Here is a 25,634-nt window from a genome sequence, read left to right on the forward strand (position 1 = left end):
GGCCGGCGCGAGACCGTCAGGCGAGCCGGCGCCGCCGTTCGACGAGCTGCATGATGATCGGCGTCAGGATCAGCTGCATGGCGAGGTCGAGCTTGCCGCCGGGGATCACGATGGAATTCGCCCGGCTCATGAAGCTGTCGTGGATCATCGACACGAGATAGGAGAAGTCGATCCCCTTCGGATCCTTGAAGCGGATCACCACCATCGACTCGTCGGCGGTGGGGATCCAGCGGGCGATGAACGGGTTCGAGGTGTCGACCATCGGCACCCGCTGGAAGTTGATGTCGGTCCACGAGAATTGCGGGCAGATCGTCTGCACGTAATCGGGCATCCGCCGCAGGATCACGTCGGTGACGGCATCGGTGGAGTAGCCGCGGGTCGAGCGGTCCCGGTGCAGCTTCTGAATCCATTCAAGGTTGATTACCGGCACCACGCCGATCTTGAGATCGGGGTAGCGGGCGATGTCAACGGCGTTGTCGACGACGCAGCCGTGCAGACCCTCGTAGAACAGCAGGTCGGAGCCGGGCTGGAACGGCTCCCAGTCGGAGAAGGTGCCCTCCGGGATGCCGTAGCGGGCCGCATCATGGGCGTCGTGGGCGTAGTGGCGCGTGCGCCCGGTGCCGTTCTCGCCGTAGCTCCGAAACACCTCCTCCAATTCCGGCAGGAGGTTGGCGCGGGGGGCGAAATGGCTCAGCGTCGGCTCCCGCGCCATCATCGCCCGCATCGTGTCGCGGTCGTAGGCGTGGAAGCCGTCGCCCTCGATATACACCGCGCTCACATCTTCCCGGCGGAAGATCTGCTCGAAGGTGTTGCGGACCGAGGTGGTGCCGGCTCCCGAGGAGCCGGTGACCGAGATGATGGGGTGACGCGCCGACATGATGCTACGAGACTGAAGGGATGACGCGTCGAAGGGGCGGCTAGCTGCGCATCAGGCCGCGCTGGCCGAACAGCGGCGAGCGGCCGGCGGCGGGCTGGCGCCCGTCATAGTAGGTGGCCACGCAGGCCACTTCCTCGGTCGAGCCGAACACCAGGGGCGAGCGCTCGTGGATCTTCGTCGCCACGAGGTCGAGGACGCGGGTGCGCCCGTCGGTGGCGGCGGCCCCCGCCTGCTCCATCAGGAAGGCCATCGGCGCGGTCTCGTAGAGGAGGCGCAGGCGACCCTGGCCGTAGCCCTTCCGGCTGTCGCCCGGATAGAGGAACACCCCGCCGCGGATCAGCACCCGCTGCGCGTCGGCGACCAGGGCCGCGGTCCAGCGCATGTTGAAGTCGCGGTCGCGCGGGCCTTCCGAGCCCCGCTGACAATCCTCGATGAAGGCCTTGATCGGGCCATCCCAGTGGCGGGCGTTCGAGGCGTTGATGGCGTATTCGTTGGCCGACGGGACGACCTTCAGGGCGTCATGGGTGAGGCGGAACACGCCCTCGGCCCGCTCCAGGGTGAAGATGCGGGTGCCGTTGCCCAGCGTCAGCACGAAGGTGGTGGCCGGGCCGTAGACGACGAAGCCGGCGGCCGTCTGGGTGGTGCCCGGCGTCTTGAACGAGGCATTGGGATCGTCCCCGCCCGCCACCTTCGGACGGATGCCGAAGATGGTGCCGACCACCATGCCGACGGCGATGTTGGACGAGCCGTCGAGGGGGTCGATCGCCACCGCCAGCGGCGCGTCGGGGTTCAGCACCACGACGTCGTCGGCCTCCTCGGAGGCGACCTCGGCCACCGGCGCCTCGGCGAGCGCCTGCATGAAGCGCTTGTGGGCGATGACGTCGAGCGCCTTCTGGACGTCGCCGTCGCTGTTGTGCTCGCCCTGCGCGCCGAGATCGCCCGCGAGCGCACCGCGCCCGCAGGTCGCGCTCACGTCGATGGCGGCGGCCGCGAGCGCGCGGATCGTCGCGGCGGTATCGGCGAGGCTCGCGTCGCGCGCGACCTCGGCGTCGAGATGCTCGTCGAGGGATGACCCGGTCGGCTTCGTCATCGGTCTGTGCGCTCGCTCCCGTCACCGCCGCGCGAAGGCGGCGCCTGCCGTTCCCGGCAGCTTGTCCGTCTCGATGATACGCCGCGGTGTGGCGGCTGCGCCAGCGGCTGTGAAGCAGTCGGGGAATGATTTTGAAAAAACTTGTGGTGACGCGCAAAAAAACTAAAAGCGAATCATGCGTAATCTCTCGCTCAAGCAGCTCCAGGCGGTCGCCGCGGTGGCGCGGCTCGGCACCATGACGCGGGCGGCGCAGGAGCTCAACGTCACGTCCGCCGCCCTCTACGCGCGCATCCGCCAGCTCGAGGAGGAGGCGGGGCTGCTGCTGTTCGACCGCACGCCCACCGGCCTGAAGCCGACCGATGCCGGCCGCGAGATGCTGTGGGCGATCAACAGCATCAACACCGTGCTGGAAACCTGTACCGACCGGCTTCGCACCTTGAAAGGGGGCGGCGGCGGTCGGGTCGCTCTGGGCGTGGTGTCCACTGCCAAATATTTCGCCCCGGCGGTCATCGCCGGCTTCATGGAAAGCCACCCGAAGGTCGAGATCGCGCTCACCGTCGGCAATCGCCAGGGCACGATCGAGGCCCTGCGCAATTACGACATCGATTTCGCGATCATGGGCCGCCCGCCCCGGGACTTCGCCATCGAGGCGGAGACGTTCGGGCCCCATCCCCTCGTGGTGATCGCCGCCCCGGACCATCCCCTGGCGGGACGGCGCGGGTTGACCCGAGCGGATCTGTCGGAGGAATCCTTCCTCGTCCGCGAGGAAGGCTCGGGCACGCGCTCGGTGTTCGAGGAGTTCATGAACGGCGTGATGATCCGCCGGGCCAAGCTCGGGATCGATGCCGGCTCGAACGAGACGCTGAAGCAGGCGGTGATGGCGGGGCTCGGCATCGCGCTCCTGTCCGGTCACACGGTCTCGTCCGAGGTCGAGAGCGGACGCCTCGCGCTGCTCGACGTGCAGGGCCTGCCGATCCGCCGGGACTGGTACGTGGTGCGCCGCTCCGACAAGGTGCTGGGCCCGGCCGCCGACGCCTTCTGGGACTATCTGGCGCGAGAGGGCCGCCGCTTCCTGCCCCGCCTGCCCGAAGAGGCGCTCGCCGGCATGGACGCCGAGATGGCCCCGCGCCTGTCCACCGAACGGAACGGGGCCGGCCTCGCCGCGGAGGCGGGGGAGTGAGCGGCATCGTCGTCGTCGGGGCGGGTCAGGCCGGCTTCCAGGCCGCCGCCTCGCTGCGGGAGGCGGGGTTTGCCGGCCCCCTCACCCTGATCGGCGAGGAAGCCCAGCCCCCCTATCAGCGCCCGCCCCTGTCGAAGGCCTATCTCGCCGGCAAGACCGACGCCCGGGGCCTGCTGCTGCGGCAGGAATCATTCTTCGCCGAGCACGCCATCGCCCATCGCCGCGCCCGCGCTACCGGGATCGACCGGGCCGGGCGCCGGGTGGAATTGGCGGACGGCGACAGCCTCGCCTACGACCATCTCATCCTCGCCACCGGCACCCGCAACCGGGCGCTGCCGGTGCCGGGCGCCACGCTGTCCGGCGTGTACGGCCTGCGCTCGCTGGACGAGGCCGACGCCTTGAAGACGGCTCTGGAGCGCGCGGAACGGATCGTCGTGGTGGGGGCGGGCTTCATCGGGCTCGAATTCGCCGCGGTCTGCGCCGCCCGCGGCCTGTCGGTGACGGTGGTCGAGGCGGCCCCCCGCGTCATGGCCCGCGCGGTCTCGCCGGAGACCTCGGCTGCGTTCCGCGCCTTCCACGAGGCGGCGGGCGTCACGATCCTGTTCGGAGCCGGGGTGAGTGCCATCGAGGGCGCCGACGGTCGCGTCGCCTCCGTCGCCCTCGCGGATGGCCGAAGCTTGCCCGCCGATCTCGTCCTCGTCGGCATCGGCGTGGTGCCGAATCAGGAACTCGCGCAAGCCGCAGAGCTGCCGGTGCGCGACGGCATCGAGGTCGATCCGTTCCTGGCGACGGCCGATCCGGCGATCTCGGCCATCGGCGACTGCGCCCGTTTCCCGACCCGCTTCGCCGCCGGCCTGCCCGGCGGCGACCGGGTGCGGATCGAGTCGGTGCAGAACGCCGTCGATCAGGGCCGCTGCCTCGCTGCGCGCCTGACCGGACGGCCGACCGCCTACGATGCGGTGCCGTGGTTCTGGAGCGACCAGGGCCCGCGCAAGCTGCAGATCGCCGGGCTGGGGAGCCCGGACGATGCGAGCGTGACGCGCCGGTCCGGCGCGGGCTTCTCCGTGTTCCGCTTCCGCGACGGGCGCCTGAGCGCGGTCGAATCGGTCGACCGCCCGGCCGACCACATGGCCGCCCGGCGGATCATCGCCGCCGGTCGCTCGCTCACGCCGGAGCAGGCGGCGGATCCGGCCTTCGATCTGAAGGCCCTCGCCACCGCCTGAAGGTTTCTCAGCGGTCGTTCTCGGTCGTCAGATCGCCGAGGCGGGTGCCCTCGTCGCCGCCCTTCTGGCGGTCGGAGAGGCGCACGCCATCCCCGCCTGTGAAGACGACGCCCTCCCGCATCAGCGCGCTGCGCAGAGCCTCGATCTGCCCCGACGCCGGATCGCCGGTGCCCGCCTCGAAGCCTGTGACGAACCCCTCGTCGAGGCCGGAGGCGCGGGCGAGATCCGCCGTGCTCCAGCCGAGCAGGCCGCGCGCCGCCCGGGACTGGCCGGGCCCGATCGTGTTGAGGTCGCCGCCGCCATAGCCCTTCGCGCCCGCTTCGTCCGATCCCGTCAAGCCGCTCTCCCGTCCATCCTGTCGCCGGAGCCTCGCGCGGCCCCGCACCGGACAACAGAGCGAGCGCGGCAATCGTTTCGGCGCCGGAACGAGAAAGCCGTCCGCGCGGGCGTCCCGGCGTCGAGGCGGTGCCCTCGGACTGTGAACAGGGTCCGGCACGCATGCCGCGACCATAATTGTGCTTGAATCTCTGACGATTCCCCGCATCACCGCCGCCGGAGGCGCGAGTCGTCCTGCGCCGATCCGGCCGCCGGTGCGATGACGGGCACGGGAATGCCCGCACGCGACGTCCTTTGGGCGAGGCAGCCGAGCGAGAGAGGGGGTTCGAGGACATGAACAGCACACTGACCGCCGCGCTGGCCGGCGCGGTCGCCGTCGCCACCCTGGCCGCCGGGCCGGCCCTGGCGCAGCAGGGAAACAACGCCATCACCGGCTTCGGCCAGGGCGGACGCGCGCCGGAGAAGAAGCCGCAATACGTCCCCGGGGCGAAGGCGCAGGAGAAGATGTTCCCGCTCGGCGCGACCTGGACCGCCGTCAGCCTCAACGGCAAGCCGTTCAACGGCAGCGACCGGCCGACCTTCATCATCGACAGCCAGTACCGCGCCCGCGGCTATGGCGGCTGCAACACCTTCACGGCCACCGCCTTCCCGTTGCGGGAGCAGCATCTCGCGGTCGGCCCGCTCGCCCTCACCAAGAAGAGCTGCGACAAGGCGCTCGCCGCCAGCGAACAGGCCTTCCTGGTCGCCCTGCGCACCTCGGGTGCCTGGGACCTCGTCGGTTCGCAGCTGGTGATCCGCACGCAGAACGGCGAACTGCGCTTCGATCGCACCCTCTGACCCGTCGTTAAGCCCGCATTGACGACGATCCGCGGTCGTTCCCGCGGATTCATTCCCCGTCAGCCATCGCGGCCGTTTCCTGACCCCGTCACCGGTGGCGCCGCCCGCGCGACCGGCCTTCAGCGGAGGACGGGATGCGGATCGACCGGCTTCACCAGCACGCAATGCCCCGCGTGGTGCCGAAGGTGGTGCCGCGCACGGTCGCGTTGCCGCGCTACGTCTTCCTCCGTGCCCACCATGAGGGCGCCGCCCTGCTGGCCGCCTGGGCCACCAGCGCCGGCATCGCCCTGTTGGTGCTCGCCGCCACGCTCGCGCCGGTCTAGAGCCGCCCGACCGGATCACGGCAGGATGACATTATTGTCGTCGAAATCGCTTGCGGGAGAAGAGTATTCTCCGCGCTGACGCGAAGACGGACTTTCCCCGCCAAGATCCGGTAAACCTCGACGCTTCTTGGGAAATCAGCTACAGCCCTGCGCGCGGAAAGCCGGGGCCGATCGGCGCGAAGCAGCGCGCCACGGGCATCCCGGCTCCCCCAATTTGCCGACCAGGGAGTGGACAGCCATGACAGACACCGCGCGCAAGCCCGGCCACGGCCGCGTATACGGCTCGATCACCGAGACCATCGGCAACACCCCCCTCGTGCGCCTCAACCGGCTCACCAAGGAGCGCGGCGTCGATGCCGAGATCCTGCTCAAGCTCGAGTTCTTCAACCCGATCGCGAGCGTGAAGGACCGCATCGGCGTCAACATGATCGACGCCCTGGAGGCCTCCGGCCGGCTCAAGCCCGGCGGCACGCTGGTCGAGCCGACGTCGGGCAATACCGGCATCGCCCTGGCCTTCGTGGCCGCCGCCCGCGGCTACCGCCTGATCCTCGTGATGCCCGAGACGATGTCGCTGGAGCGGCGCAAGATGCTCGCCTTCCTGGGCGCGCAGCTGGAGCTGACCCCCGGCGCCAAGGGCATGAAGGGCGCCATCGCCCGCGCCGAGGAACTGCTCGCCGAGATCGACGGCGCGGTGATGCCGCAGCAATTCGCCAATCCGGCCAATCCCGAGATCCACCGCAAGACGACGGCCGAGGAGATCTGGAACGACACCGACGGCAAGCTCGACGCCTTCGTGGCGGGTGTCGGCACCGGCGGCACGGTGACCGGCGTCGGCGAGGTGCTGAAGCCCCGCCTGCCGGGCCTCAAGGTGTTCGCGGTCGAGCCGGTGGATTCGCCGGTGATCTCCGGCGGCCAGCCCGGCCCCCACAAGATTCAGGGCATCGGCGCCGGGTTCATTCCCGAGAACCTGCACACCGACATTCTCGACGGCGTGCTCCAAGTGACCAACCAGCAGGCGGTCGACACCGCCCGGGACCTCGCCAAGCTTGAGGGTATCCCCGGCGGCATCTCCACCGGCGGCAACGTCGCGGCGGCGCTGGAACTGGCCTCCCGGCCGGAATTCCAGGGCAAGCGGATCGTCACCGTCGCCTGCTCGTTCGCCGAGCGCTACATCTCCTCGGTGCTGTTCGAAGGCATCGGCTGACGCCCTGAGGCCAGTGGCGCGGGCCTGTCGCAGGGCCCGCGCCGCAACTCCTCCGGTCCCGGGTGGTTGTCCCGGCACATCCGAGGAGAGTTTCCATGACCGACACCGACCGCACCCGGCCGTCGCTGAAAGAGTTCGATGCCTACGCGGACCGCAACGGCCAGGATTTCGGTACCGCTTCCCCCCTCGATGTCGGCATCCCGTCGCGGACCCAGGCCGACCTCAAGGGCAATCCCGACGGCACCGCCGAGGCCGCGCGCATCGCCTCCGGCACACCGGGCCAGGACGCGACCGATCAGACCGAGGCCGAGACCCCGCCGGAAAACATGCGCCGCATCTCCGATCCCTCGTTCACGCCTTCCCCCACACCGAGCGGACCGGACGCCGCCGCCGCGGAGGCGATCGAGCGCGCCACCGCCGCCGTCGGCAGCGAGGAGGCGCCGCGCCAGGGAGGCCGCGATGGGCAGTGAGAACCGGCCGCACGAAGATCTGACCAATGTCGGCACCCGCAAGCCCGACGAGGCGGTGGGCTCGCGCGGCCCGAGCCCGGCCAGCGGCGGCCACCAGACCCCTGAGCAGGCGGCGATCACCGGCCAGGGCTCGGGCGGGCGCAGCGACGACGAGCGGACGAGCGAGTGGGGCGGCGCCGACGAGGGGCGGACGCCGCCGGCGATCGGCGGTTCTTCCGGCGGTCATTCGGACCGCAAGGCGGCGGCCGGCCCCCGCCAGGGTGAGCCGATCGCGGGCGAACCGGAACGGGCCAAGAGACCGTGACACGCGCCCGTGAAAAGCGCCTGCGATCTGGTTTGAGACTGTGAGGGAGGGGCCGGACCGATGAGCGACCGCGACAACGGATCTTCCGAGGACGGCGACGAGCGCCGGACGGGCGAGAAGCCCGCCAACAGCGCTCCCGACGCCGTCAAGGACCCGAACGAGAAGACCGATGGCAAGCCGGGCGCTCCGGGCCAAGGCAACGAGGCGGATCCGGGCGCCGGCTGAGCACGGGCCGTCCGTCAACCGCCGCGTCCGGGTGATGTCCGTCGGCGACCCCGCCTTCGGCCCGGTCCGTCCCTCGTCGATGCGGCCAGAGACGGCAGACGGTTTGCTCGATGATCGGCCCGGCGCCGGATCGCCGCTCTAGGCGGCGGCAGCTTCGACCCGGTTGCGGCCGGCATCCTTGGCCCGATAGAGCGCCGCGTCGGCACGTCCGAGGATGTCGGCGGGGCTCGTATCGGTCGGTCGGCGCACGGCGACCCCGATGGAGACGGTGACCGGAATGTCGCGCGTGCCGCGCTGGACGGTGAAGGGCGCGGCCCCGATGCGTTCGCGGATGCGCTCGGCGATGGCCTGGGCCTCCGGCAGGTCGACGCCGGGAACGACCATCACGATCTCCTCGCCGCCGTAACGGGCCAGGATGTCCATCGGCCGAACCTGCTGGCGGATGCGCTCGGCGAAGGCCCGCAACACCTCGTCGCCGGCCTCGTGGCCCCAGGTGTCGTTGATCGACTTGAACCGGTCGATATCGAGCAACAGGCAGGCGAGCCCCTTCTGATGCAGCATCGCGTCGCCGAAGACCGGACCGATCTGCCGATCGAGATAGCGGCGGTTGTGCAGGCCGGTGAGGTCGTCGGTGACGGCGAGTTCCACCGAGGCCTGAAGCGCGCCGCGCAGGGTTTCGGTGAAGCGGCGGCGGCGCACCTGCGTGCGCACCCGGGCCATCAGTTCGTTCCGATCGATCGGGCGCAGCAGGTAGTCGTTGACGCCGAAATCGAGGCCGCGGGTGATGCGGGCCTTCTCGTCCATCTCCCCGAGCATGATCAGCGACAGGTTGCGGGTCCGGTCGAGCGACCGGAGTTGGCTGCACAGGCGCAGGCCGTCGAAATTCTCGAGATCGAGGCTGACCAGCGCGACCTCGAAACCGGCCTCCGGGGCCAGCACCAGCGCCCGATGCGGATCGGTCTCGACGGTCACCCGGTGATGCTGCGACAGGGCGGTCCCGATCCGGTCGATGGCGCTGGCGCGGTCCTCGACCAGGAGGATCTTGGCGTTCTCACCGGTGTCGGCGGCGGCGAGCGCCAGGGGATCGGTCCCGCCCAGGCTGCGGGTGGCGAGGGCGCGGCTGCGCAATTCGTCGGTGACCGCCTTGAGGCGGATGAGGCTGCGCACCCGTGTCATCAGGGCGGTGTCGTCGATGGGCTTGGTCAGGAAATCGTCCGCGCCGGCATCGAGGCCGCGCAGACGGTCCGCCGGCTGGTCGAGGGCCGTGACCATCACCACCGGCAGATGGGCGGTGTTGGGATTCGATTTCAGGCGACGGCAGACCTCGAAGCCGTCCATGCCCGGCATCATCACGTCGAGCAGGACGACATCGCAGCCGCCCCGTTCGCAGATGGTGAGGGCGTCGGGGCCGTTCATGGCCACCACCACGTCGTAATATTCGAGCGACAGCTTCGTCTCGAGCAGACGGACGTTGGGGTAGAGATCGTCAACGATCAGGACGCGGGCCGACATCGTTCCTCCGCTACGCGGCTGACCGGCCGCCCGGGCGTCTCGGGAGACTCAGGCGGTACCGTCTTCGCCAATGTACCGACGGACCGTTGCCAAAAACTTCGCGACCGAGATCGGTTTCGACAGGTAGGCTTCGCAGCCGCCTTCGCGTATCCGCTCCTCGTCTCCCTTCATCGCGAAGGCCGTGATGGCGATGACGGGGATGTCGCGCAGGTCATCGTCGTCCTTGAGCCACTTGGTGACTTCCAGCCCCGACACCTCGGGCAACTGGATATCCATGAGGATCAGGTCGGGATGGTGGGCGCGGGCCAGCTCGATCGCTTCGATACCGTTGGCGGTCTTCAGCGTCGCGTAGCCGTGCGCTTCCAGCAGATCGTTGAAGAGCTTCATGTTCAGCTCGTTGTCCTCAACGATGAGAACGGTTTTCTTCATGACCTGCTCCGAGGCGGTCCGACCGCGCTCCGTCACCTGGCACAGCCCCCGGACACTCTTTAAACTGATAGTCGTTGATGAAACGCAAACTTGATCATACGGATGCCGGCAGCGAGCGTCTCGCTATCGAAGTGCTGGGCTGGCTTGCGGGCGACGACGAGCGGCTCACCCGCTTCGTCGTCGAGAGCGGGCTCGACCCCGGCACCCTGCGCGAGAGCGCCCGCGATCCGGGCTTTCTCACGGCCGTCCTCGACCATGTCATGGGCGACGAGCCGAGGCTGCTGGCCTGCGCGCAGGCGCTCGACCTGAAGCCCGAGAAGATCGCCGCCGCGTGGCAGCGGCTTCAGCCGCCGCCCTTCGACGACGGCCTGTGAGCCACCTCGGCGCTTCGACGCCCCATGCGCCCTTCTCGGCTCAACGCCGTCCGAGGGCTTGGTTTCAATGCCCTTTGCAGTGGCCCGCAGGGCGCGGCGGCAAATCGGCTACCGGGCCAGTTCCTTGAGGCCCAGGCGGATCAGCGTCTTGGCCTCCGCCCCCTCGCCGGCGGACTTCATCGCCGCGGCGATGGCGGCCGAGGCCTGAACCTGGGGATAACCGAGGTTGACCAGCGCCGAGATCGCGTCCGCCACCGGCTGGGGCGCGGTGCGGTCCTCGACCGCGCCCGTGAGCGCCACGAGCGCCGGATCGATGGGAGCGAAGGCGGGCGCCTTGTCCTTCAGTTCGGCCACGAGGCGGGCGGCCAGCCGTGGGCCGACTCCGGGGGCGCGGGCGACCGCGCCCTTGTCGCCGGTGGCGATGGCGCTGGCGAGGGCGCCGGGCTCCAGCACCGAGAGAACGCCGAGCGCCACCCGCGTGCCGACCCCCTGCACCGTCTGGAGCAGGCGGAACCATTCCCGCTCCGCGTCGGACTTGAAGCCGTAGAGGCGGATCATGTCCTCGCGCACATGCGTCTCGATGGCGAGGTCGGTGGCCTCGCCGGGCGGCGGGAGGCGCTGGAGGGTCCGGGCGGAGCAATGCACCACGTAGCCGACCCCGTTCACGTCGAGGATGACGAAGTCCTCGCCGTAGGAATCCACCAGCCCCTTGAGCTTCCCGATCATTTCGAACCACCGATCATGTGTTCGGATCGGCGCCCGGCTCCGTTGCCGCGCCCGCCCGAACGCCATATCCGTCAGCGCGGCCCAACCGACAAGGTGACTGCATGAAGCGCACGCTCCTCGCCCTCTTCCTCGTGAGCGCCGTCTCGGCTCCCGCCGCGGCGCAGGACGCCCCACCCGCGCTCACCAAGGATCCGATGCAGGTGAAGGCCGGGCGCTACCGGCTCGATTCGGCCCACGGCAAGATCACGTGGTCGCTGAGCCATCTCGGCTACTCGACCTATTACGGCCAGTTCACCGACGTGTCGGGCGATCTGACCCTCGATCCGAAGAAGCCGGCGGAGAGCCGCCTCTCGGTCAAGATCGGCACCGCCAGCGTCAACGCGCTTCACGACAAGCTCAACGCCCACCTGAAGGCACCGGACTTCCTCAATGTCGAGGCCTTCCCCGAGGCGACCTTCGTCAGCACCTCGGTCGAGCCGACGAGCCCGACCACGGCGCGCGTCAACGGCACCCTGACGCTACGCGGGGTGGCCAAACCCGTCTCGTTCGACGCCACCTTCAATCAGGCCGGGCCGCACCCGGTCGACAAGCTCTACACCGTCGGCTTCGACGGCTGGACGGTGATCAAGCGTTCGGAATTCGGCGTGAACGCCTTCCTTCCCGTGCTCGGCGACGAGGTGGCGCTGCGGCTGGAAGGGGAATTCAAGGCGGTGGACTGAGCCTCTTCCTACCCCCCTTCGAGGCTGCTTTCAGCACCTTGGGATCAGGGACAGGGTGGGACGAGGCAGGTCACACGCCCTCCGATTGTTGCCGATCAGGCGACGGGAGCGTTTGCCGGAACCGTTCGTTCACGATATGTGCGCGAGATGGTCGCGCGCCACGGCGGCGCGTGACCGGAGGTTCCCGATGACCGACGACGTCCGCATCCTCGGCATCGATCCCGGCCTGCGCCGAACCGGCTGGGGCCTCGTCGTCGCGCGGGGCACCAAGCTGTCCTACCAAGCCTGCGGGGTCGTGACCTCCGACGGCGACCTGCCCCTGGCGCTGCGCCTGCGCGAACTGCACGAGGGTCTGACCCGCATCGTCGCCGACCACGCCCCCGACGAGGTCGCGGTGGAAGAGACCTTCGTCAACAAGGACGCGCAGGCGACGCTCAAGCTCGGCCATGCCCGCGCGGTCGCCCTGCTGGTGCCGGCGCTGGCCGGGCTGCCAGTGGCGGAATATGCCGCCAACCTCGTCAAGAAGACCGTGACCGGCTCGGGCCATGCCGAGAAGGTCCAGATCCAGGCGATGGTGCGGTTCCTGCTGCCCAAAGCCGAGTTCAAGATCGCCGACGCGGCCGATGCCCTTGCCATCGCGATCACCCATGCGAGCCATCGCGGTCGCGCCGCGATCGATCGGCGCCACGCCGTACCCACGGGCGGCGGTCCGGGCGCGGCGCGCATCGCGGCAGCGCTCGCCCGGCAAAGCTGACGCCGAATCCGGGGCTTCGAAAGGGCGAGCCCTTTCGCGGGTGCAGGGTGGAACCCTGCCGTCCTGTCGGAACCTTGCCCTCTCGACACCCATGACGGACCTGACGTTCTCCTTGGCGCTCGACTGGGCAAGCGACCGAGCGTCAGCCGATCTGCAGGATCACCTTCCCGGTCGCCTCGCGGCGCTTAAGGATCCCGAGGGCCTCGGCATAGGCCTCGAGCGGGTAGGTTCCGTGCACCTTCACGGTGAGCTTGCCCTCCGCCGCCCAGGCGAGCAGCTGCGCCTGGTTCGCCTGGTGCTGGGCCGGCTCGCGCTCGACGAAGGCGCCCCAATGGACGCCCTGCACGTCGATGCCCTTGAGCATGATGACGTTGAGCGGGAATTTCGGGATCTCCCCGGCCGCGAAGCCGATCACGAGGAAGCGGCCCTTCCAGCCGAGCGCGCGCATCGCCGGCTCGGCCAGATCCCCGCCCACCGCGTCGTAGACGACGTCGACGCCGCGCTCACCCGTCAGCCGACGCAGTTCCTCGCGAAGATTGGTCGCCCGATAATCGATCACGTCGTCGGCGCCGTGGGTGCGGGCGATCTCCAGCTTCTCCGGCGAGGAGGCACAGGCGATGACGCGGGCGCCGAGCAGCTTGCCCAGTTCCACCGCCGCGAGCCCGACCCCGCCCGAGGCGCCGAGCACCACCAGCGTCTCCCCGGGCTGGATGCGGGCGCGATCCGCCAGGGCGTGAAGGGTGGTGCCGTAGGTGATCGAGAGCCCCGCGGCGACCGCGTCGGAGACCGCCTCCGGCACGCGGGCGAGGCGCGCCACCGGCACGGCGATGCGCTCGCGGGCGGTGCCGTGGCTGAGATGGACCATCACCCGGTCGCCGACGGAAAACCCCTCGGCGCCCGCCCCCAGGGCCTCGACGACGCCGCAGGCCTCCCCACCGGGCGAGAAGGGCAGTTCGGGCTTCACCTGATACTTGCCCGCGATGATGAGCGTGTCGAAGAAGTTGAGCGCGGCCACCCGCACCCGCACCAGCGCCTCGCCGGGCCCGGCCACGGGATCGGCCACGGTCTCGATCGACAGATCCTCCGGCCCGCCGAGCCGGGTGCACATCAGGGCCTTCATACCGTTCCGCTCTCCGCCTCACTTTCGCGAGTGCCGACGCATCCCTGTCCGGTCGCGCGACGGAACGCCTCGACGCCCCCCTCATGCCCATTGGGGCGGGCGTCGCGCAAGCTGTCAGGTCCGCTCGTAGGTGCCCGTCAGCATCCCCTTGGCCATCACGTTGCCGTTGAGCGCGTCGAGCAGCGCGCTCCGGCCCGGCGAGGCCGAGAGATCGGGGGTGCGGGCGAGCGCGAAGGCCTGGAACAGGTAGCGGTGCGGGCCATGCCCCGTCGGCGGGTCCGGCGGCAGCCATCCGTCCGTCAGGAACGAGTTGCGTCCGAGATCGTGCCGGGTGCCCTCCCCGGCCGGGCTCGCGAAGGCGCCCTCGGGAAGGGTCTGGTCCCGCGGCGGCAGGTTCCAGGCGATCAGGTGGACGAAGGGGTGCAGGGCCGGTGCATCGGGATCCTCCACGAACAGCACGAGGGCCGCCGCCTCGGCCGGCACGCCCTCGACCGCCAGGGGCGGCGAGACGCCCTTGCCGTCGGCGGTGTAGCGGGCGGGGATCGGCCCGCCCTCGGGGAAGGCCGGGCTCGTGACCCGGATGCGGTCGGGCGCGTGCTCCGCGAGGGTGTGGAAGGCGGCCTTCTCGCTGCCGGCCCTCACCTTCGACAGAGCTTCGCCCACGGCGTGCGGCAGCTTCTCCAGCATGGTTCGCGCTTGTCCCGTCATCGTCCTGAGGACGGGTCAACGGCGATCGGCCCGCTTCGTTCAGGCGTGGCGGTGCGCGGCCACCATGTAGTTTACCCCCGTGTCGCGGCTCGCCCGCCAGGAATTGCCCAGCGGATTGAAGACGACACCGGTCGTGTCCGTGACGGTCAGGCCACCGGCCTCGAGATCGGCCTTCAGCTCGCCCGGGGTGACGAACTTCTCCCAATCATGCGTGCCCCGCGGCAGCCAACGCAGCACGTATTCGGCCCCGACGATGGCGAGCGCGAAGGAGCGCATCGTCCGGTTGATGGTTGCGGCGAACAGGAGCCCGCCGGGCTTCACCGCCGTGGAGGCCGCCCGCAGGAAGCCCGCCCGGTCGGCGACGTGCTCGACCACCTCCATGGCAAGCACCACGTCGAAGCGCGCGCCGCCGGCCACGACCGCCTCGATCGTCTCGGCGCGGTAATCGATGTCGAGCCCCTCGCCCGCCGCGTGGGCCTGGGCCGCCGCGATGTTGGCGGTCGCCGGATCGAGTCCGGTCACCCGGGCGCCGAGCCGGGCCAGCGGCTCGGACAGCACGCCGCCGCCGCAGCCGATATCGACCACGGTCAGGCCGTCGAGCGGGAACGGCGCCGCCGGATCGCGCCCGAACACCCGGCAGGCCTCGTCGCGGATGTAGCCGACCCGGACGGGATTGAACCGGTGCAGCACCGCCATCGGCCCGCGCTCGTCCCACCAGCGCGCGGCCAGCGCATCGAAACGCGCCACTTCGTCCCGATCGATGGAGGCGCTCGTCATCCCGCTCAACTTTCGTATCGTTTCAACCTGAGGCCGTCCGATTGACACGGCCGAGGCCCCCTTGTACCCGCCGGGCGCATCCCCGGTACAGCCGCGCCCTCGTCTTCCGCAGATGATGCGGCGCGAGCCGGTGTCCCACCGGCACCTTGGCGACGAACCGTGGGCGACGAGGAGCAGACCGGACGCGACATGCCCCGTTTGGTGATGAAATTCGGCGGCACCTCCGTCGCCAATGTCGAGCGTATCCGCAACGTGGCGGCCCACGTCGCCCGCGAAATCGCGGCCGGCTACGAGGTGGCCGTCGTGGTCTCGGCGATGTCGGGCAAGACCAACGAGCTGGTCGCCTGGGTGAAGGACGCCGACGCGCTCTATTCGGAAGCCGAGTACGACACCGTCGTGGCTTCGGGTGAGCAAGTGACCTCGGGGTTGCTCGCGATCGCCCTCAACAAGATGGGGATCAAGGCCCGCTCCTGGCAGGGCTGGCAGATCCCGATCCACGCCTCCGACGCCCACGGCTCCGCCCGGATCGAGGCGATCGACCCGGCGAATCTCGATGCCGGCTTCCGTCGCGGCGAGGTCGCGGTGATCGCGGGGTTCCAGGGCGTGCATGCGGGCACGGGACGAATCGCGACGCTCGGGCGCGGCGGTTCGGACACGAGCGCCGTCGCGATCGCCGCGGCCATCGGCGCGGAGCGCTGCGACATTTATACGGACGTGGACGGGGTCTACACCACCGATCCGCGGGTGGTGCCCAAGGCCAAGCGCATGGAGCGCGTGACCTTCGAGGAGATGCTGGAGATGGCGTCGCTCGGCGCCAAGGTGCTCCAAGTGCGCTCGGTCGAGCTCGCCATGATCCACCGCGTGCCGACCACGGTGCGCTCCTCCTTCGATCCCCCCGATGCCGCGCGGCCGGGCACCCTCATCTGCGACGAGGATCAGATCGTGGAACAGCAGACCATCACCGGCATCGCCTTCGCCAAGGACGAGGCCCAGATCACGCTTCGGGCCGTCAAGGACAGCCCCGGCATCGCCGCGGCGATCTTCGGGCCTTTAGCGGATGCCAATATCAACGTCGACATGATCATCCAGACCGTGTCGGGCGACCAATCGACCACCGACATGACCTTCACGGTGCCGGCGGCGGATTTCGAGCGCGCCCGCGCGATCCTCGACGCCCAGCGCGAGACGATCCATTTCGGCCAGATCGAGGGCGCCACCGACGTGGTCAAGGTCTCGGCCATCGGCGTGGGCATGCGCTCGCACGCGGGTGTGGCCGCCAAGGCCTTCCGGGCGTTGGCCGAGAAGGGTATTAACATCCGGGCGATCACCACCTCCGAAATCAAGTTTTCGGTGCTCATCGACGCGGCCTACACGGAGCTTGCCGTGCGCACGCTCCACTCGCTATACGGCCTGGACCAGGCCTGACCGTTCTGGCCGGCGCGACCCCGCACGCGAGGGTTGCGCCGATATCGGCCCGAGACGCGGAAGGCCGGTTTTCGGACGGGCCGACGCGAAACATACAGCCTGGAGGATCGGGCCGGTTCGGCCTGATGCTCTAGCGACCCGGATTGACGATCCCGATGCCCGCTGCGCCCGGAGGCCCGCGCCTGCTGCTGCGCCGGCTCCGCGAAGCCATGGCGGAGCCGGTCAGCCCGCAGGCGCGCCTTGATCGGATCGTCGTCCTGATCGCGGCCAACGTGATCGCCGAGGTGTGCTCGGTCTACGTGGTGCGCGACGACAACACCCTCGAATTGTTCGCCACCGAGGGCCTCAACCGCGACGCGGTCCACCTGACCCGCCTGCGCGCCGACGAGGGCCTCGTCGGCCTGATCGCCAAGACCGCCGAGCCGCTGGCGCTCTCGGACGCGCAGTCCCACCCCGCCTTCTCCTACCGGCCGGAGACGGGGGAAGAGATCTATCACGCCTTCCTCGGCGTGCCGCTCCTGCGGGCCGGCAACACGCTCGGCGTTCTGGTCGTCCAGAACAAGACCTACCGGGTCTATTCCGAGGAGGAGATCGAGGCGCTCCAGACCACCGCTATGGTGCTCTCGGAGATGATCGCCTCCGGCGAGCTGCAGGCCCTGGCGCCGGGAGCCGGCACCGCGGCGCGCCGCCCGGTGAGCCAGCGCGGCGTGGCTCTCGCCGACGGCATCGGGCTCGGCCACGTGGTGCTGCACGAGCCGCGCATCGTCGTGAAGACCCTGATCGCCGAGAATGTCGAGCGCGAGGTCGAGCGGCTGGAGACGGCGATCGAGGAGGTGCGCTCGGCGATCGACGAATTGGTCGAGCGCGGCGACGGCATCGGCTCGGGCGAATCCCGCGAGGTGCTCGAGACCGTGCGGATGTTCGCCCACGACAAGGGCTGGTTGCGCCGGATGCGCGAGGCGGTCCAGTCGGGCCTGACCGCGGAGGCCGCCGTCGAGCGGGTGCAGTCGGACAACCGCGCCCGGATGCTGCGCCAGAGCGACCCCTATCTCCGCGACCGGCTTCACGATCTCGACGATCTCGCCAACCGCCTGCTGCGCCGTCTCGTCGGCCAGGAGGACAGGGGCGCCGGGGGCCTGCCCGAGAACGCGATCCTGGTCGCCCGCTCCATGGGTCCGGCGGCGCTCCTCGACTACGACCGGGCGCGCCTGCGCGGCGTCGTGCTGGAAGAGGGCGGGCCGACGAGCCACATCGCCATCGTGGCCCGCGCGCTCGGCATCCCGGCGGTCGGCGAGATCGCCAACGCCACCGGCCTGTGCGATTCCGGCGACGCCATCATCGTCGACGGCCTGTCCGGCGACGTTCAGATCCGGCCGACCCCGGAGATCGAGGCCTCCTATGCCGAGATGGTGCGCCTGCGCGCCCGGCGGCAGGAGCAGTACCGGGCTCTGCGCGACGTGCCCGCCGCCACCCGCGACGGGGTGCGGATCGGGCTCCATCTCAATGCGGGGCTGCTGGTCGATCTCACCCATCTGCACGAGACCGGGGCAGAGGGCGTCGGCCTGTTCCGCACCGAGCTGCAATTCATGGTGGCCGAGCGGATGCCCTCGGCGGCCGAGCAGCAGGCGCTCTACGAGGCGGTATTCTCGGCCACCGGCGACCTCCCGGTGACGATCCGCACCCTCGACATCGGCGGCGACAAGATCCTCCCCTACATGCCGGCCCTCGAGGAGGAGAACCCGGCGCTCGGCTGGCGGGCGATCCGCATCGGCCTCGATCGGCCGGCGCTGCTGCGGGTGCAGCTGCGCGCACTCCTGAAGGCGGCGGCGGGCCGCCCGATCAAGATCATGTTCCCGATGGTCGCGACGGTGGAGGAATTCACCCGCGCCCGCGACATCGTCGAGCGCGAGAAGGCGCATCTACGCCGCCACGGCTACACCCTGCCGAGCGAGTGCCGCCTCGGCGCGATGGTCGAGGTGCCCTCGCTCCTGTTCCAGATCGACGAGATCGCCCGCGAGGCGGATTTCCTCTCGGTCGGCTCCAACGATCTGATGCAGTTCCTGTTCGCGGTCGACCGCGAGAACCGGCGCGTCGCCAACCGCTTCGACCCGCTCTGCGGCGCGGCTCTGCGCGCCTTCCGCATGATCGCCCAGCGGGCCGCCGCCCAGGGCTGCCCGGCGACGGTGTGCGGCGAGATCGGCGGGCGGCCGCTGGAGGCCCTGGCCCTGATCGGCCTGGGCTTCCGCGACTTCTCGATGTCGCCCGCCGCCATCGGCCCGGTCAAGGCGATGGTGCTGTCGGCCCATGCCGGCGAGGTCGCCGACCTGATCGAGGCCGAACTGACCCGCGTCGCCGACGGCGCCTCCCTCCGGCCGGCGCTCGCGGCCTATGCCAAGGCGCACGGCGTGCCGGTGTGAGGGGCGTGCCTCGCATCCGGCCGTCTGCGGTGCGACGCTCTCGACTCAGTCCGGGCCGTAAACCACTGGTTGCCGAGGCGCCTTGGCCGTTGCAAGAGAGCGTGCGCCCGCCCCACTGCCCGAATGGCCCCGAAGCGGCAACGCCCATGCTCCCGGCGGCACTCGCCCTCGTCGCGGCAGTGAAGTAGGGAAGCGACCTTTCCACGACGTGACATCGAAGACTCAGTGACCCCCATTCCCTCCGATCGCCTCGACGCCATCCTGGCCCGGCACGAGTTCGTCACGGCGCAGCTCGCCGACGGATCGGGCACGCCCGAGAGCATCGTGCAGCTCTCCCGCGAGCTGTCCGAACTCGACGGCGTGGTGGCCGCGATCCGCGACTACCGGGCGGCGGAGGCCAATCTCGCCGGCATCCGGGCGCTGATTGACGAGCCCGGGGGCGATCCCGAGATGCGCGCCCTCGCCGCCGACGAGAAGCCGGAGGCGGAAGAGGCCCTGGAGCGGGCCCACCGGGCGCTTCAGCTCATCCTGCTGCCCAAGGATGCGGCTGACGAGAAGAGCGCCATCCTCGAAATCCGCGCCGGCACCGGCGGCGATGAGGCGGCCCTGTTCGCGGGTGACCTGTTCCGCATGTACGCGAAATACGCCGAGTCGAAGGGCTGGCGCGTCGAGGTCATCTCCGAAAGCGAGGGCACCGTCGGCGGCTATCGCGAGGTCGTGGCCGAGGTGAAGGGCCGCTCCGTGTTCTCCCGCCTCAAGTTCGAGAGCGGGGCGCACCGGGTGCAGCGCGTGCCCGACACCGAGACCCAGGGGCGCATCCACACCTCGGCCGCCACCGTCGCGGTTCTGCCCGAAGCCGAGGAAGTCGACGTCGTCGTCAACGAGGCCGACCTGAAGATCGATACCATGCGGGCGCAGGGTGCCGGCGGTCAGCACGTCAACAAGACCGAATCGGCGATCCGCATCACCCATATCCCGTCGGGCGTGGTGGTGTTCGTTCAGGAGGAGCGCTCGCAGCACAAGAACCGCGCCCGGGCGATGGCGCTGCTGCGGGCGAAACTGTTCGACGCCGAGCGCACGGCCAAGGATTCGGCGCGGGCCGCCGACCGCAAGGCGCAGGTCGGCTCGGGCGACCGCTCGGAGCGCATCCGTACCTACAATTTCCCGCAAGGCCGCGTTACCGACCACCGCATCAACCTAACCCTCTACAAGCTGGAGGAGGTCATGGCGGGCCAGGCGCTCGACGAGGTCATCGACGCCCTCATCACCGAACACCAGGCGGAGCTGCTCGCCGCCGAGGGCATGGCCTGACGGGGCCAACGCACCCCCACGCCATGACACCTGACCTCTCCCCCACCCTTGCCCGTGACGCCGCCCTGCGGCGGCTCGTCCAGGCCTTCGCGGCGGCCGGCATCGCCAATCCGCGCGGGGAGGCGCGCTTCCTCGCCGAGCACGCTCTCGGCCTCTCCGCCGCCGACCTGCTCCTGCAGGGCCGGACGCCGCTCGGCGCGGCCGGGGCCCAGGCCTTGGAAGCGGCCGCCGGGCGGCGGCTCGCGGGGGAGCCGGTAGCGCGCATCGTCGGCGCCTGGGAGTTCTGGGGGCTTCCCTTCGCCCTGTCGCCCGAGACGCTGGTGCCGCGCCCCGACACCGAGACGCTGGTGGAGGCAAGCCTGCGCCTCTTGCCCGAGCGGGACCGTCGGCTGCGCCTCGTCGATCTCGGCACCGGTTCGGGCTGCATCATGGTCGCCCTGCTGCACGAGCGCCCCCACGCCTTCGGGATCGGCCTCGACCGCTCGCAGGAGGCGCTGCTGACCGCGCGGGCGAACGCCGCGGCCAACGGCGTCGGCGGGCGGGCCGCCTTCCTGCGCGGCTCCTGGCTCGACGCCGTCTCGGGCCCGTTCGACCTGATCGTCTCGAATCCCCCCTACATCGCGTCCGGGGTGATCCCGACGCTGCAGGCCGAGGTGCGCGGCCATGATCCGATGGCCGCCCTCGATGGCGGGACGGACGGGCTCGACGCCTATCGGGCCATCCTCGCGGGCATCGCCCGGCGGCCGGGACTGCTGGCGCCGGGCGGGGCCGTCGCGCTCGAGATCGGCTACGACCAAGCGGAGGCCGTCACGGACCTGGCGGAAGCGGCGGGATTTCGCGAGATCACGCTCGCCCACGATCTCGCCGGCCAGGCGCGGGTCGTCACGCTTCGGCCATCCTTGGCGGCCATATGAAGCGGCACGAGGCCGGATGCGCGGCGCCGCCGAGTCACCGCGAAACTGGCATAACCGGCCAGAATTACGAAAAAATGCTTGTTGTCGTGGGCGGCAGTCACTAGCTTAGGGACACAGACCGCGAACGGCCCGTTAAGATGGGCTGCGGTAGGATCGGTTTTGACCGCATCCTCCGGGTTCGGACGGTCTTCCCACCATCGAGGGACGCGGCCCGGCAAGCGCGCCCAGGCTCGGTGGGATCGAACCTGACAGTCGAGGGATGTCTTGCGGCGCGCCTGAGAGCGAGCGCAGCCACCGGACGAGCGGCGGACATCGCGGATGCAGCGCGGTCGCGCTGCGCGCTGTCCGCGAACGCCGGGGCCGCGCTGTCAGTCATGCTGAGCGACAGGTAACAAGGGTCAATCGAGGCCGATGAGACCAAACCAGAACCGACGGATGCGGGGCCGCAACAACAACCGGCCCAAGGGTCCGAACCCGTTGACGCGTTCCTACGAGTCGAACGGGCCCGACGTCAAAATCCGCGGCAACGCCCAGCACATCGCCGACAAATACGCTCAGCTCGCCCGCGACGCGCTGGCGAGCGGCGACCCGATCGCCGCCGAGAACTATTTCCAGCACGGCGAGCATTACTTCCGCATCATCACCGGTGCCGCCCAGGAGCAGGGCCGTCCGCAGGCCGCACAGGGCTATGCCCGCAACGGCTTCGACGAGGACGAGGACGGTGACGACGAGGGCGTGCCCGCCGCCGCCGAGGGTGGCCGCCAGGGCTTCGGCTACGGTGGCGAAGAATACGGCGACCCGACCCAGGCCCCGCAGCCGTTCGAGCGCCACGATTTCGACGGCCGCCGGCAGGATCGCAACGATCGCAACAATGACCGCGGCAACGACCGGGGGCAGCAACGCTTCCAGGGACGCGACCGTAACGATCGCGGCAACGACCGGGGCCAGCGCTTTGACGGCAATCGCCCGGATTACAACCGGGGCGGCGAGCCGCGCCAGGATTTCCGCGGCGAGCGCCAGGATCGGCAGGACCGCAATCAGGAGCGCGGCGATTACCGGCAGGATCGCGGTGATCGCGGACGCCAGGATTTCCGGCAGGATTATCGCCCGGATTACGGCCAGCCGCAGGAGGGCGGGCGTTCCTACGAGGGCGGGCGCCAGGACGGTGGACGCCAAGACGGTGGACGGCAGGACGGCGGGCGCCCCGAGCAGGGTCGCCGCGACTTCCGGCAGGACCGGTTCGAGAACGGTCGCGGCGATCAGGACGCCGCCCGTCAGGAGCCGGCACGCCAGGACTATGCGCGCCAGGAATCGCCGCGCCCCGATGTGTCTCGCCAAGACGCGTCTCGTCAGGAGGCTTCGCGCCAGGAGCCGGCACGGCAGGAATTCCGGCAGGAGGCCCCCCGGGCCGAGACCGTTCGGCAGGAGCCGGTGCGTCAGGAGCCGCGGGCCGATGCTCCGGTTCGTCCCGATGCGCCGCCCCGTCGCGGTCGCCGCGCCGAGCCGCGCATCCCAGAGGCCACGGATCAGAACGCCTTGCCGGCCTTCCTGATGACGGCCACCCGCAACCCGTCGCCGGTGCGCCCCACCGAGGCGCCGGAGGCCGAGACGCCGCGTTCCGCCGCCCAGCGCGAGGTGCCGCCCGCCGTTGACGCCGAGGCTGCGCCCTCGCCCACCGACGAGGCGCCCGCACCCAAGCGCCGCCGCCGCACCCGCTACAAGGGGGCCGAAGGCGAGACGGCGCCGGAGCCGAGCGATACGCCGAACGCCGCCGAGTAAGGCGGGCACCGATCGAGGTCATGACAGAAGGCCCGGAGCGGAAACGCTCCGGGCCTTCTGGCTGAAGGGGGCTACGTGTCCGGCCCTCTTGAAGGGGAACAGGGCCCGTGGTCCTCACGCGATCCTTGGAAGACCGTTCCGACGAGCGCGCCATCGAGAAGCGCCCTGGATTCCAGCTACTGAAGGCTTCTCCAAGCCCCTGTGCCGCATCGGCTTTTCACTGAAATCCGCCACCCACCTTGGGGGCGATGCTCTCGGTTGTCGTGCCGCATCGGCCTTTATCCGAAAGCCGGTACCCACCTTTCGGGCCGATGCTCTAGGCCGCGCGGGCCCGTGCCTTCCGGACCGGCGCCGGCTCCGCCGCCGGAGGGGAGAGATCGACCGCCGGCAGGGCGTCCATGCCGCGGCTGGCCGGGAAGGTGACGATCACTTCCGTGCCCTCGCGGGGCTTCGACTTGAGCTGGAAATGGCCGCCATGGAGGTCGACCAAGCCCTTCACGATCGGCAGACCGAGGCCCGATCCCTGCTCGGCGGTCTTGATGGCGAGCGAGCCGCGCCCGAACGAGGACATCACGGTGCCGAGTTCGTCCTCGGGAATGCCGGGGCCCGAATCCTTGACGCTGACATATTGCCCGCCAGACGCGGTCCAACCGACCTTGATGACGATCTCGCCCCCCGGCGGCGTGAACTTCACCGAGTTCGACAGGAGGTTGAGCACGATCTGGCGCACCGCGCGCTCGTCGGCCCAGAGCCGGGGCAGGGTCTCGTCCACGAAGCTCGAGAAGGTCTGGCCCTTCGAGCGGGCGCGCAGAGCCATCATGTGGCGGCATTCCTCGACCGTGTGGGCGAGCTGCATCGCCTCCTCGGTCAGGTCGTAGCGGCCGGCCTCGATGCGCGAGAGGTCGAGGATTTCGTTGATCAGCGTCAGCAGATGCATCCCGCTGTCGTGGATGTCGTTGGCGTATTCCTTGTAGGCCGGGGCGGTGTGAACGCCGAACACCTCGTTCTTCATCACCTCCGAGAAGCCGAGAATCGCGTTCAAGGGCGTGCGCAGCTCGTGGCTCATCGTGGCGAGGAAGCGGGATTTGGCGAGGTTCGCCTCCTCGGCGCGCCGACGCGCCTCGTCCGAATTGGCCTTGGCCTGTTCGAGCTCGGCGAAGATCGCGTCCTTCTCGGCCCGCGATTGCAGCGTGCCCACTGCCGAATCGTAGAGGCGGCGGGCAAGGCCTGCAAAGAACAGCTGGCTGCACACGGTCATCACCACGAGCAGCACTGTGTCCATGTCGCGGGAGTGCAGGAGCAACGAGAGCGCCGCGAGCATCAGCGGTATGAGGCCGGAGACGGCGGCGATCGGCACGGTGGCCGCCAGCATCGTCGTCACCGCGGCGAGGATGACGAGGCCGAACAGCGCGAAGGTGCGCGCATCCGGCGCGCCCGCCAGCAACAGCATCGCCCAGGCGAAACTCTGCCCGAACTCGGCGGCGATGAAGATGCGCCGCCAGCGCACCAGCGACAGGGTCTCGGGCGGTTGGCGCAGGAAGCGGTGGCAGAGCCACGCCGTCACCAAGAGCGTGCCGCAGGCAGCCACGCATCCGAGGGCGGCCACGGACGGGCGCAGCCACATCAGCGAGGCGGCGGCGAGCGCCAGGGCCAGAACGAGGAGCGGCAGGCCGGCCCCGGCCCGATACTGCGCGTAGAGGCGCAGCAGCTCGTGGTCGAAGGCGCGCTCCAACCCGCTGGTCGAGGTCAGGCGCTCGCGGGCCGAGCGCATATCGCGGGCGATGCCGCGCCGCTTGGCCACCTCCTGCGAGGAAGGCCCGCGGCCGCGCTGCACCATCTCCGGTGTGAGATCGGCCATGCCTGTGGGTTCGATACGAAGAAGGGGCCGGCATCGCGGCGGCGGGCCGGCCGGAAACGGGAGACCTCAAGGTGCCCTCGAACCGTTAAGAAGCGGCTTCGGCGGTCGCGAGAATTGTCCGGATACCGTTTCCGAACCGGCTATCTTGTATTCAGGTGCGCTGGCGCACATCCGGGAGCAGCATGCGGGTTCAGAATCGGAACGATTCCAAATTCCGGAGCGGTGGCATGCTGACCATCAACCTGAACGGCACGGCCCGCGAGGTCGATGCCGATCCCGACATGCCGCTGCTGTGGGCGATCCGCGACCGGCTCGACCTGACCGGCACCAAGTACGGATGCGGCATCGCGCAATGCGGCGCCTGCACGGTCCATCTGGACGGGCAGCCGGTGCGGTCCTGTCAGACCCGGATCGGCGATGTCGGCGAGGCCAAGATCACCACGATCGAGGGCATCAACGGCAAGGTGGCCGAGGCCGTGCAGGGCGCTTGGCGCAAGCTCGACGTGGTGCAGTGCGGCTATTGCCAGTCCGGCCAGATCATGTCGGCGATCGGTCTGTTGACCGACAATCCGAAGCCCACGGATGCCGATATCGATACCGCCATGGACGGCAATGTCTGCCGCTGCGGCACCTATCAGCGCATCCGCGCCGCCATTCACGAAGCCGCCCGCTCCCTCGCCTAACCGTTCGCGCCGCGGCGGTTCGTTCCGAGAGCCGGCGGCTGTCATCTCCGGGCCGACGC

At 70.0% G+C, this 25,634-nt stretch carries 27 protein-coding genes; 17 read left to right on the top strand and 10 right to left on the bottom strand.

What is annotated here, in order from left to right:
- Nucleotides 1-16: 16 nt before the first annotated feature.
- Both MFF26_RS01330 and MFF26_RS01335 read right to left on the bottom strand, forming a co-directional pair.
- Nucleotides 17-877, bottom strand: a complete 861-nt coding sequence (locus tag MFF26_RS01330) for a phosphoribulokinase (RefSeq protein WP_137831484.1) — start codon at nucleotides 875-877, stop codon at nucleotides 17-19.
- Between the two features lie 40 nt (nucleotides 878-917).
- On the bottom strand, nucleotides 918-1,967 hold the full coding sequence (locus tag MFF26_RS01335) for a class 1 fructose-bisphosphatase (RefSeq protein WP_137831483.1): 1,050 nt from the start codon (nucleotides 1,965-1,967) through the stop codon (nucleotides 918-920).
- Between the two features lie 175 nt (nucleotides 1,968-2,142).
- On the opposite strand from MFF26_RS01335, the gene MFF26_RS01340 reads away from it, so the two are divergent.
- Both MFF26_RS01340 and MFF26_RS01345 read left to right on the top strand, forming a co-directional pair.
- Entirely contained in the window at nucleotides 2,143-3,147 is a 1,005-nt protein-coding gene (locus tag MFF26_RS01340; protein WP_238307402.1) for a LysR family transcriptional regulator, read from the top strand.
- Nucleotides 3,144-4,370, top strand: a complete 1,227-nt coding sequence (locus tag MFF26_RS01345; RefSeq protein ID WP_238307403.1) for an NAD(P)/FAD-dependent oxidoreductase — start codon at nucleotides 3,144-3,146, stop codon at nucleotides 4,368-4,370. Before MFF26_RS01340 ends, MFF26_RS01345 begins: the two co-directional genes overlap by 4 nt.
- 7 nt (nucleotides 4,371-4,377) lie before the next feature.
- Here the strand turns inward: MFF26_RS01345 and MFF26_RS01350 are convergent, their stop codons facing one another.
- Nucleotides 4,378-4,707, bottom strand: coding sequence for a helix-turn-helix domain-containing protein (locus tag MFF26_RS01350; protein WP_373324325.1), 330 nt, complete (start codon nucleotides 4,705-4,707; stop codon nucleotides 4,378-4,380).
- 332 nt (nucleotides 4,708-5,039) lie between these two features.
- Here MFF26_RS01350 and MFF26_RS01355 point away from each other — a divergent pair, with 332 nt between their 5' ends.
- The 6 genes from MFF26_RS01355 (at nucleotide 5,040) to MFF26_RS01380 (ending at nucleotide 8,069) form a co-directional block, all read left to right on the top strand.
- Entirely contained in the window at nucleotides 5,040-5,543 is a 504-nt protein-coding gene (locus MFF26_RS01355) for an META domain-containing protein (RefSeq protein ID WP_137831481.1), read from the top strand.
- Between the two features lie 164 nt (nucleotides 5,544-5,707).
- On the top strand, nucleotides 5,708-5,866 hold the full coding sequence (locus tag MFF26_RS01360) for a hypothetical protein (protein ID WP_238307404.1): 159 nt from the start codon (nucleotides 5,708-5,710) through the stop codon (nucleotides 5,864-5,866).
- A 238-nt stretch (nucleotides 5,867-6,104) separates the two neighbouring features.
- Nucleotides 6,105-7,070, top strand: coding sequence for a cysteine synthase A (gene cysK, locus MFF26_RS01365; RefSeq protein WP_137831479.1), 966 nt, complete (start codon nucleotides 6,105-6,107; stop codon nucleotides 7,068-7,070).
- Between the two features lie 95 nt (nucleotides 7,071-7,165).
- Nucleotides 7,166-7,540 (top strand): hypothetical protein, encoded by a 375-nt coding sequence (locus tag MFF26_RS01370; RefSeq protein ID WP_137831478.1) that lies wholly within the window; start codon nucleotides 7,166-7,168, stop codon nucleotides 7,538-7,540.
- Nucleotides 7,530-7,844, top strand: coding sequence for a hypothetical protein (locus MFF26_RS01375; RefSeq protein ID WP_137831477.1), 315 nt, complete (start codon nucleotides 7,530-7,532; stop codon nucleotides 7,842-7,844). Before MFF26_RS01370 ends, MFF26_RS01375 begins: the two co-directional genes overlap by 11 nt.
- 60 nt (nucleotides 7,845-7,904) lie before the next feature.
- Nucleotides 7,905-8,069, top strand: a complete 165-nt coding sequence (locus tag MFF26_RS01380; RefSeq protein WP_171015587.1) for a hypothetical protein — start codon at nucleotides 7,905-7,907, stop codon at nucleotides 8,067-8,069.
- Between the two features lie 138 nt (nucleotides 8,070-8,207).
- On the opposite strand, the gene MFF26_RS01385 is transcribed toward MFF26_RS01380, so the two are convergent.
- Together MFF26_RS01385 and MFF26_RS01390 are read right to left on the bottom strand one after the other, a co-directional pair.
- A complete protein-coding gene (locus MFF26_RS01385; RefSeq protein WP_137831476.1) occupies nucleotides 8,208-9,581 on the bottom strand; it encodes a PleD family two-component system response regulator in 1,374 nt (457 codons plus the stop codon).
- Nucleotides 9,582-9,629: 48 nt separating this feature from the next.
- Nucleotides 9,630-10,010, bottom strand: a complete 381-nt coding sequence (locus MFF26_RS01390; RefSeq protein ID WP_137831475.1) for a response regulator — start codon at nucleotides 10,008-10,010, stop codon at nucleotides 9,630-9,632.
- Between the two features lie 77 nt (nucleotides 10,011-10,087).
- On the opposite strand from MFF26_RS01390, the gene MFF26_RS01395 reads away from it, so the two are divergent.
- The gene (locus MFF26_RS01395) at nucleotides 10,088-10,384 is read left to right on the top strand and encodes a DUF3572 domain-containing protein (protein ID WP_137831474.1); all 297 of its coding nucleotides are present in this window, start codon (nucleotides 10,088-10,090) and stop codon (nucleotides 10,382-10,384) included.
- 108 nt (nucleotides 10,385-10,492) lie between these two features.
- Here MFF26_RS01395 and ruvA read toward each other — a convergent pair whose 3' ends face one another.
- Nucleotides 10,493-11,110: a Holliday junction branch migration protein RuvA gene (gene ruvA / locus MFF26_RS01400; RefSeq protein ID WP_137831473.1), complete on the bottom strand. Its 618-nt coding sequence runs from the start codon at nucleotides 11,108-11,110 to the stop codon at nucleotides 10,493-10,495.
- 101 nt (nucleotides 11,111-11,211) lie between these two features.
- On the opposite strand from ruvA, the gene MFF26_RS01405 reads away from it, so the two are divergent.
- Together MFF26_RS01405 and ruvC are read left to right on the top strand one after the other, a co-directional pair.
- Nucleotides 11,212-11,829 (top strand): YceI family protein, encoded by a 618-nt coding sequence (locus MFF26_RS01405; RefSeq protein WP_137831472.1) that lies wholly within the window; start codon nucleotides 11,212-11,214, stop codon nucleotides 11,827-11,829.
- 187 nt (nucleotides 11,830-12,016) lie between these two features.
- Nucleotides 12,017-12,583, top strand: coding sequence for a crossover junction endodeoxyribonuclease RuvC (gene ruvC, locus MFF26_RS01410; RefSeq protein WP_137831471.1), 567 nt, complete (start codon nucleotides 12,017-12,019; stop codon nucleotides 12,581-12,583).
- 142 nt (nucleotides 12,584-12,725) lie between these two features.
- On the opposite strand, the gene MFF26_RS01415 is transcribed toward ruvC, so the two are convergent.
- The 3 genes from MFF26_RS01415 to ubiG all read right to left on the bottom strand — a co-directional run bounded on the left by MFF26_RS01415 (nucleotide 12,726) and on the right by ubiG (nucleotide 15,197).
- Nucleotides 12,726-13,703: an NADPH:quinone oxidoreductase family protein gene (locus MFF26_RS01415; protein WP_137831470.1), complete on the bottom strand. Its 978-nt coding sequence runs from the start codon at nucleotides 13,701-13,703 to the stop codon at nucleotides 12,726-12,728.
- Nucleotides 13,704-13,817: 114 nt separating this feature from the next.
- On the bottom strand, nucleotides 13,818-14,390 hold the full coding sequence (locus MFF26_RS01420) for a YbhB/YbcL family Raf kinase inhibitor-like protein (protein WP_137831469.1): 573 nt from the start codon (nucleotides 14,388-14,390) through the stop codon (nucleotides 13,818-13,820).
- A gap of 60 nt (nucleotides 14,391-14,450) precedes the next feature.
- Nucleotides 14,451-15,197: a bifunctional 2-polyprenyl-6-hydroxyphenol methylase/3-demethylubiquinol 3-O-methyltransferase UbiG gene (gene ubiG / locus MFF26_RS01425; protein ID WP_373324326.1), complete on the bottom strand. Its 747-nt coding sequence runs from the start codon at nucleotides 15,195-15,197 to the stop codon at nucleotides 14,451-14,453.
- Nucleotides 15,198-15,377: 180 nt separating this feature from the next.
- Here ubiG and MFF26_RS01430 point away from each other — a divergent pair, with 180 nt between their 5' ends.
- From MFF26_RS01430 to MFF26_RS01450, 5 genes are all read left to right on the top strand, one after another.
- Nucleotides 15,378-16,613 (top strand): aspartate kinase, encoded by a 1,236-nt coding sequence (locus MFF26_RS01430; RefSeq protein WP_137831467.1) that lies wholly within the window; start codon nucleotides 15,378-15,380, stop codon nucleotides 16,611-16,613.
- Between the two features lie 155 nt (nucleotides 16,614-16,768).
- Nucleotides 16,769-19,030 carry a phosphoenolpyruvate--protein phosphotransferase gene (gene ptsP, locus MFF26_RS01435; RefSeq protein ID WP_137831466.1) on the top strand — a complete coding sequence of 754 codons (2,262 nt, stop codon included), beginning with the start codon at nucleotides 16,769-16,771 and terminating at the stop codon, nucleotides 19,028-19,030.
- 225 nt (nucleotides 19,031-19,255) lie between these two features.
- A complete protein-coding gene (gene prfA, locus MFF26_RS01440; RefSeq protein WP_137831465.1) occupies nucleotides 19,256-20,341 on the top strand; it encodes a peptide chain release factor 1 in 1,086 nt (361 codons plus the stop codon).
- A 23-nt stretch (nucleotides 20,342-20,364) separates the two neighbouring features.
- Nucleotides 20,365-21,255: a peptide chain release factor N(5)-glutamine methyltransferase gene (gene prmC, locus MFF26_RS01445; RefSeq protein WP_137831464.1), complete on the top strand. Its 891-nt coding sequence runs from the start codon at nucleotides 20,365-20,367 to the stop codon at nucleotides 21,253-21,255.
- A gap of 435 nt (nucleotides 21,256-21,690) precedes the next feature.
- Nucleotides 21,691-23,034 (top strand): DUF4167 domain-containing protein, encoded by a 1,344-nt coding sequence (locus MFF26_RS01450; RefSeq protein ID WP_137831463.1) that lies wholly within the window; start codon nucleotides 21,691-21,693, stop codon nucleotides 23,032-23,034.
- 316 nt (nucleotides 23,035-23,350) lie between these two features.
- Here the strand turns inward: MFF26_RS01450 and MFF26_RS01455 are convergent, their stop codons facing one another.
- Complete coding sequence (locus tag MFF26_RS01455; RefSeq protein ID WP_137830620.1) at nucleotides 23,351-24,892, bottom strand: sensor histidine kinase; 1,542 nt, start codon at nucleotides 24,890-24,892, stop codon at nucleotides 23,351-23,353.
- A gap of 227 nt (nucleotides 24,893-25,119) precedes the next feature.
- Between MFF26_RS01455 and MFF26_RS01460 the strand changes: the two genes are divergently transcribed.
- On the top strand, nucleotides 25,120-25,575 hold the full coding sequence (locus MFF26_RS01460) for a (2Fe-2S)-binding protein (RefSeq protein WP_137830619.1): 456 nt from the start codon (nucleotides 25,120-25,122) through the stop codon (nucleotides 25,573-25,575).
- Nucleotides 25,576-25,634: the final 59 nt, after the last annotated feature.

Origin of the sequence: Methylorubrum suomiense (genome assembly GCF_022179765.1) — a bacterium.
GTDB lineage: Bacteria > Pseudomonadota > Alphaproteobacteria > Rhizobiales > Beijerinckiaceae > Methylobacterium > Methylobacterium suomiense.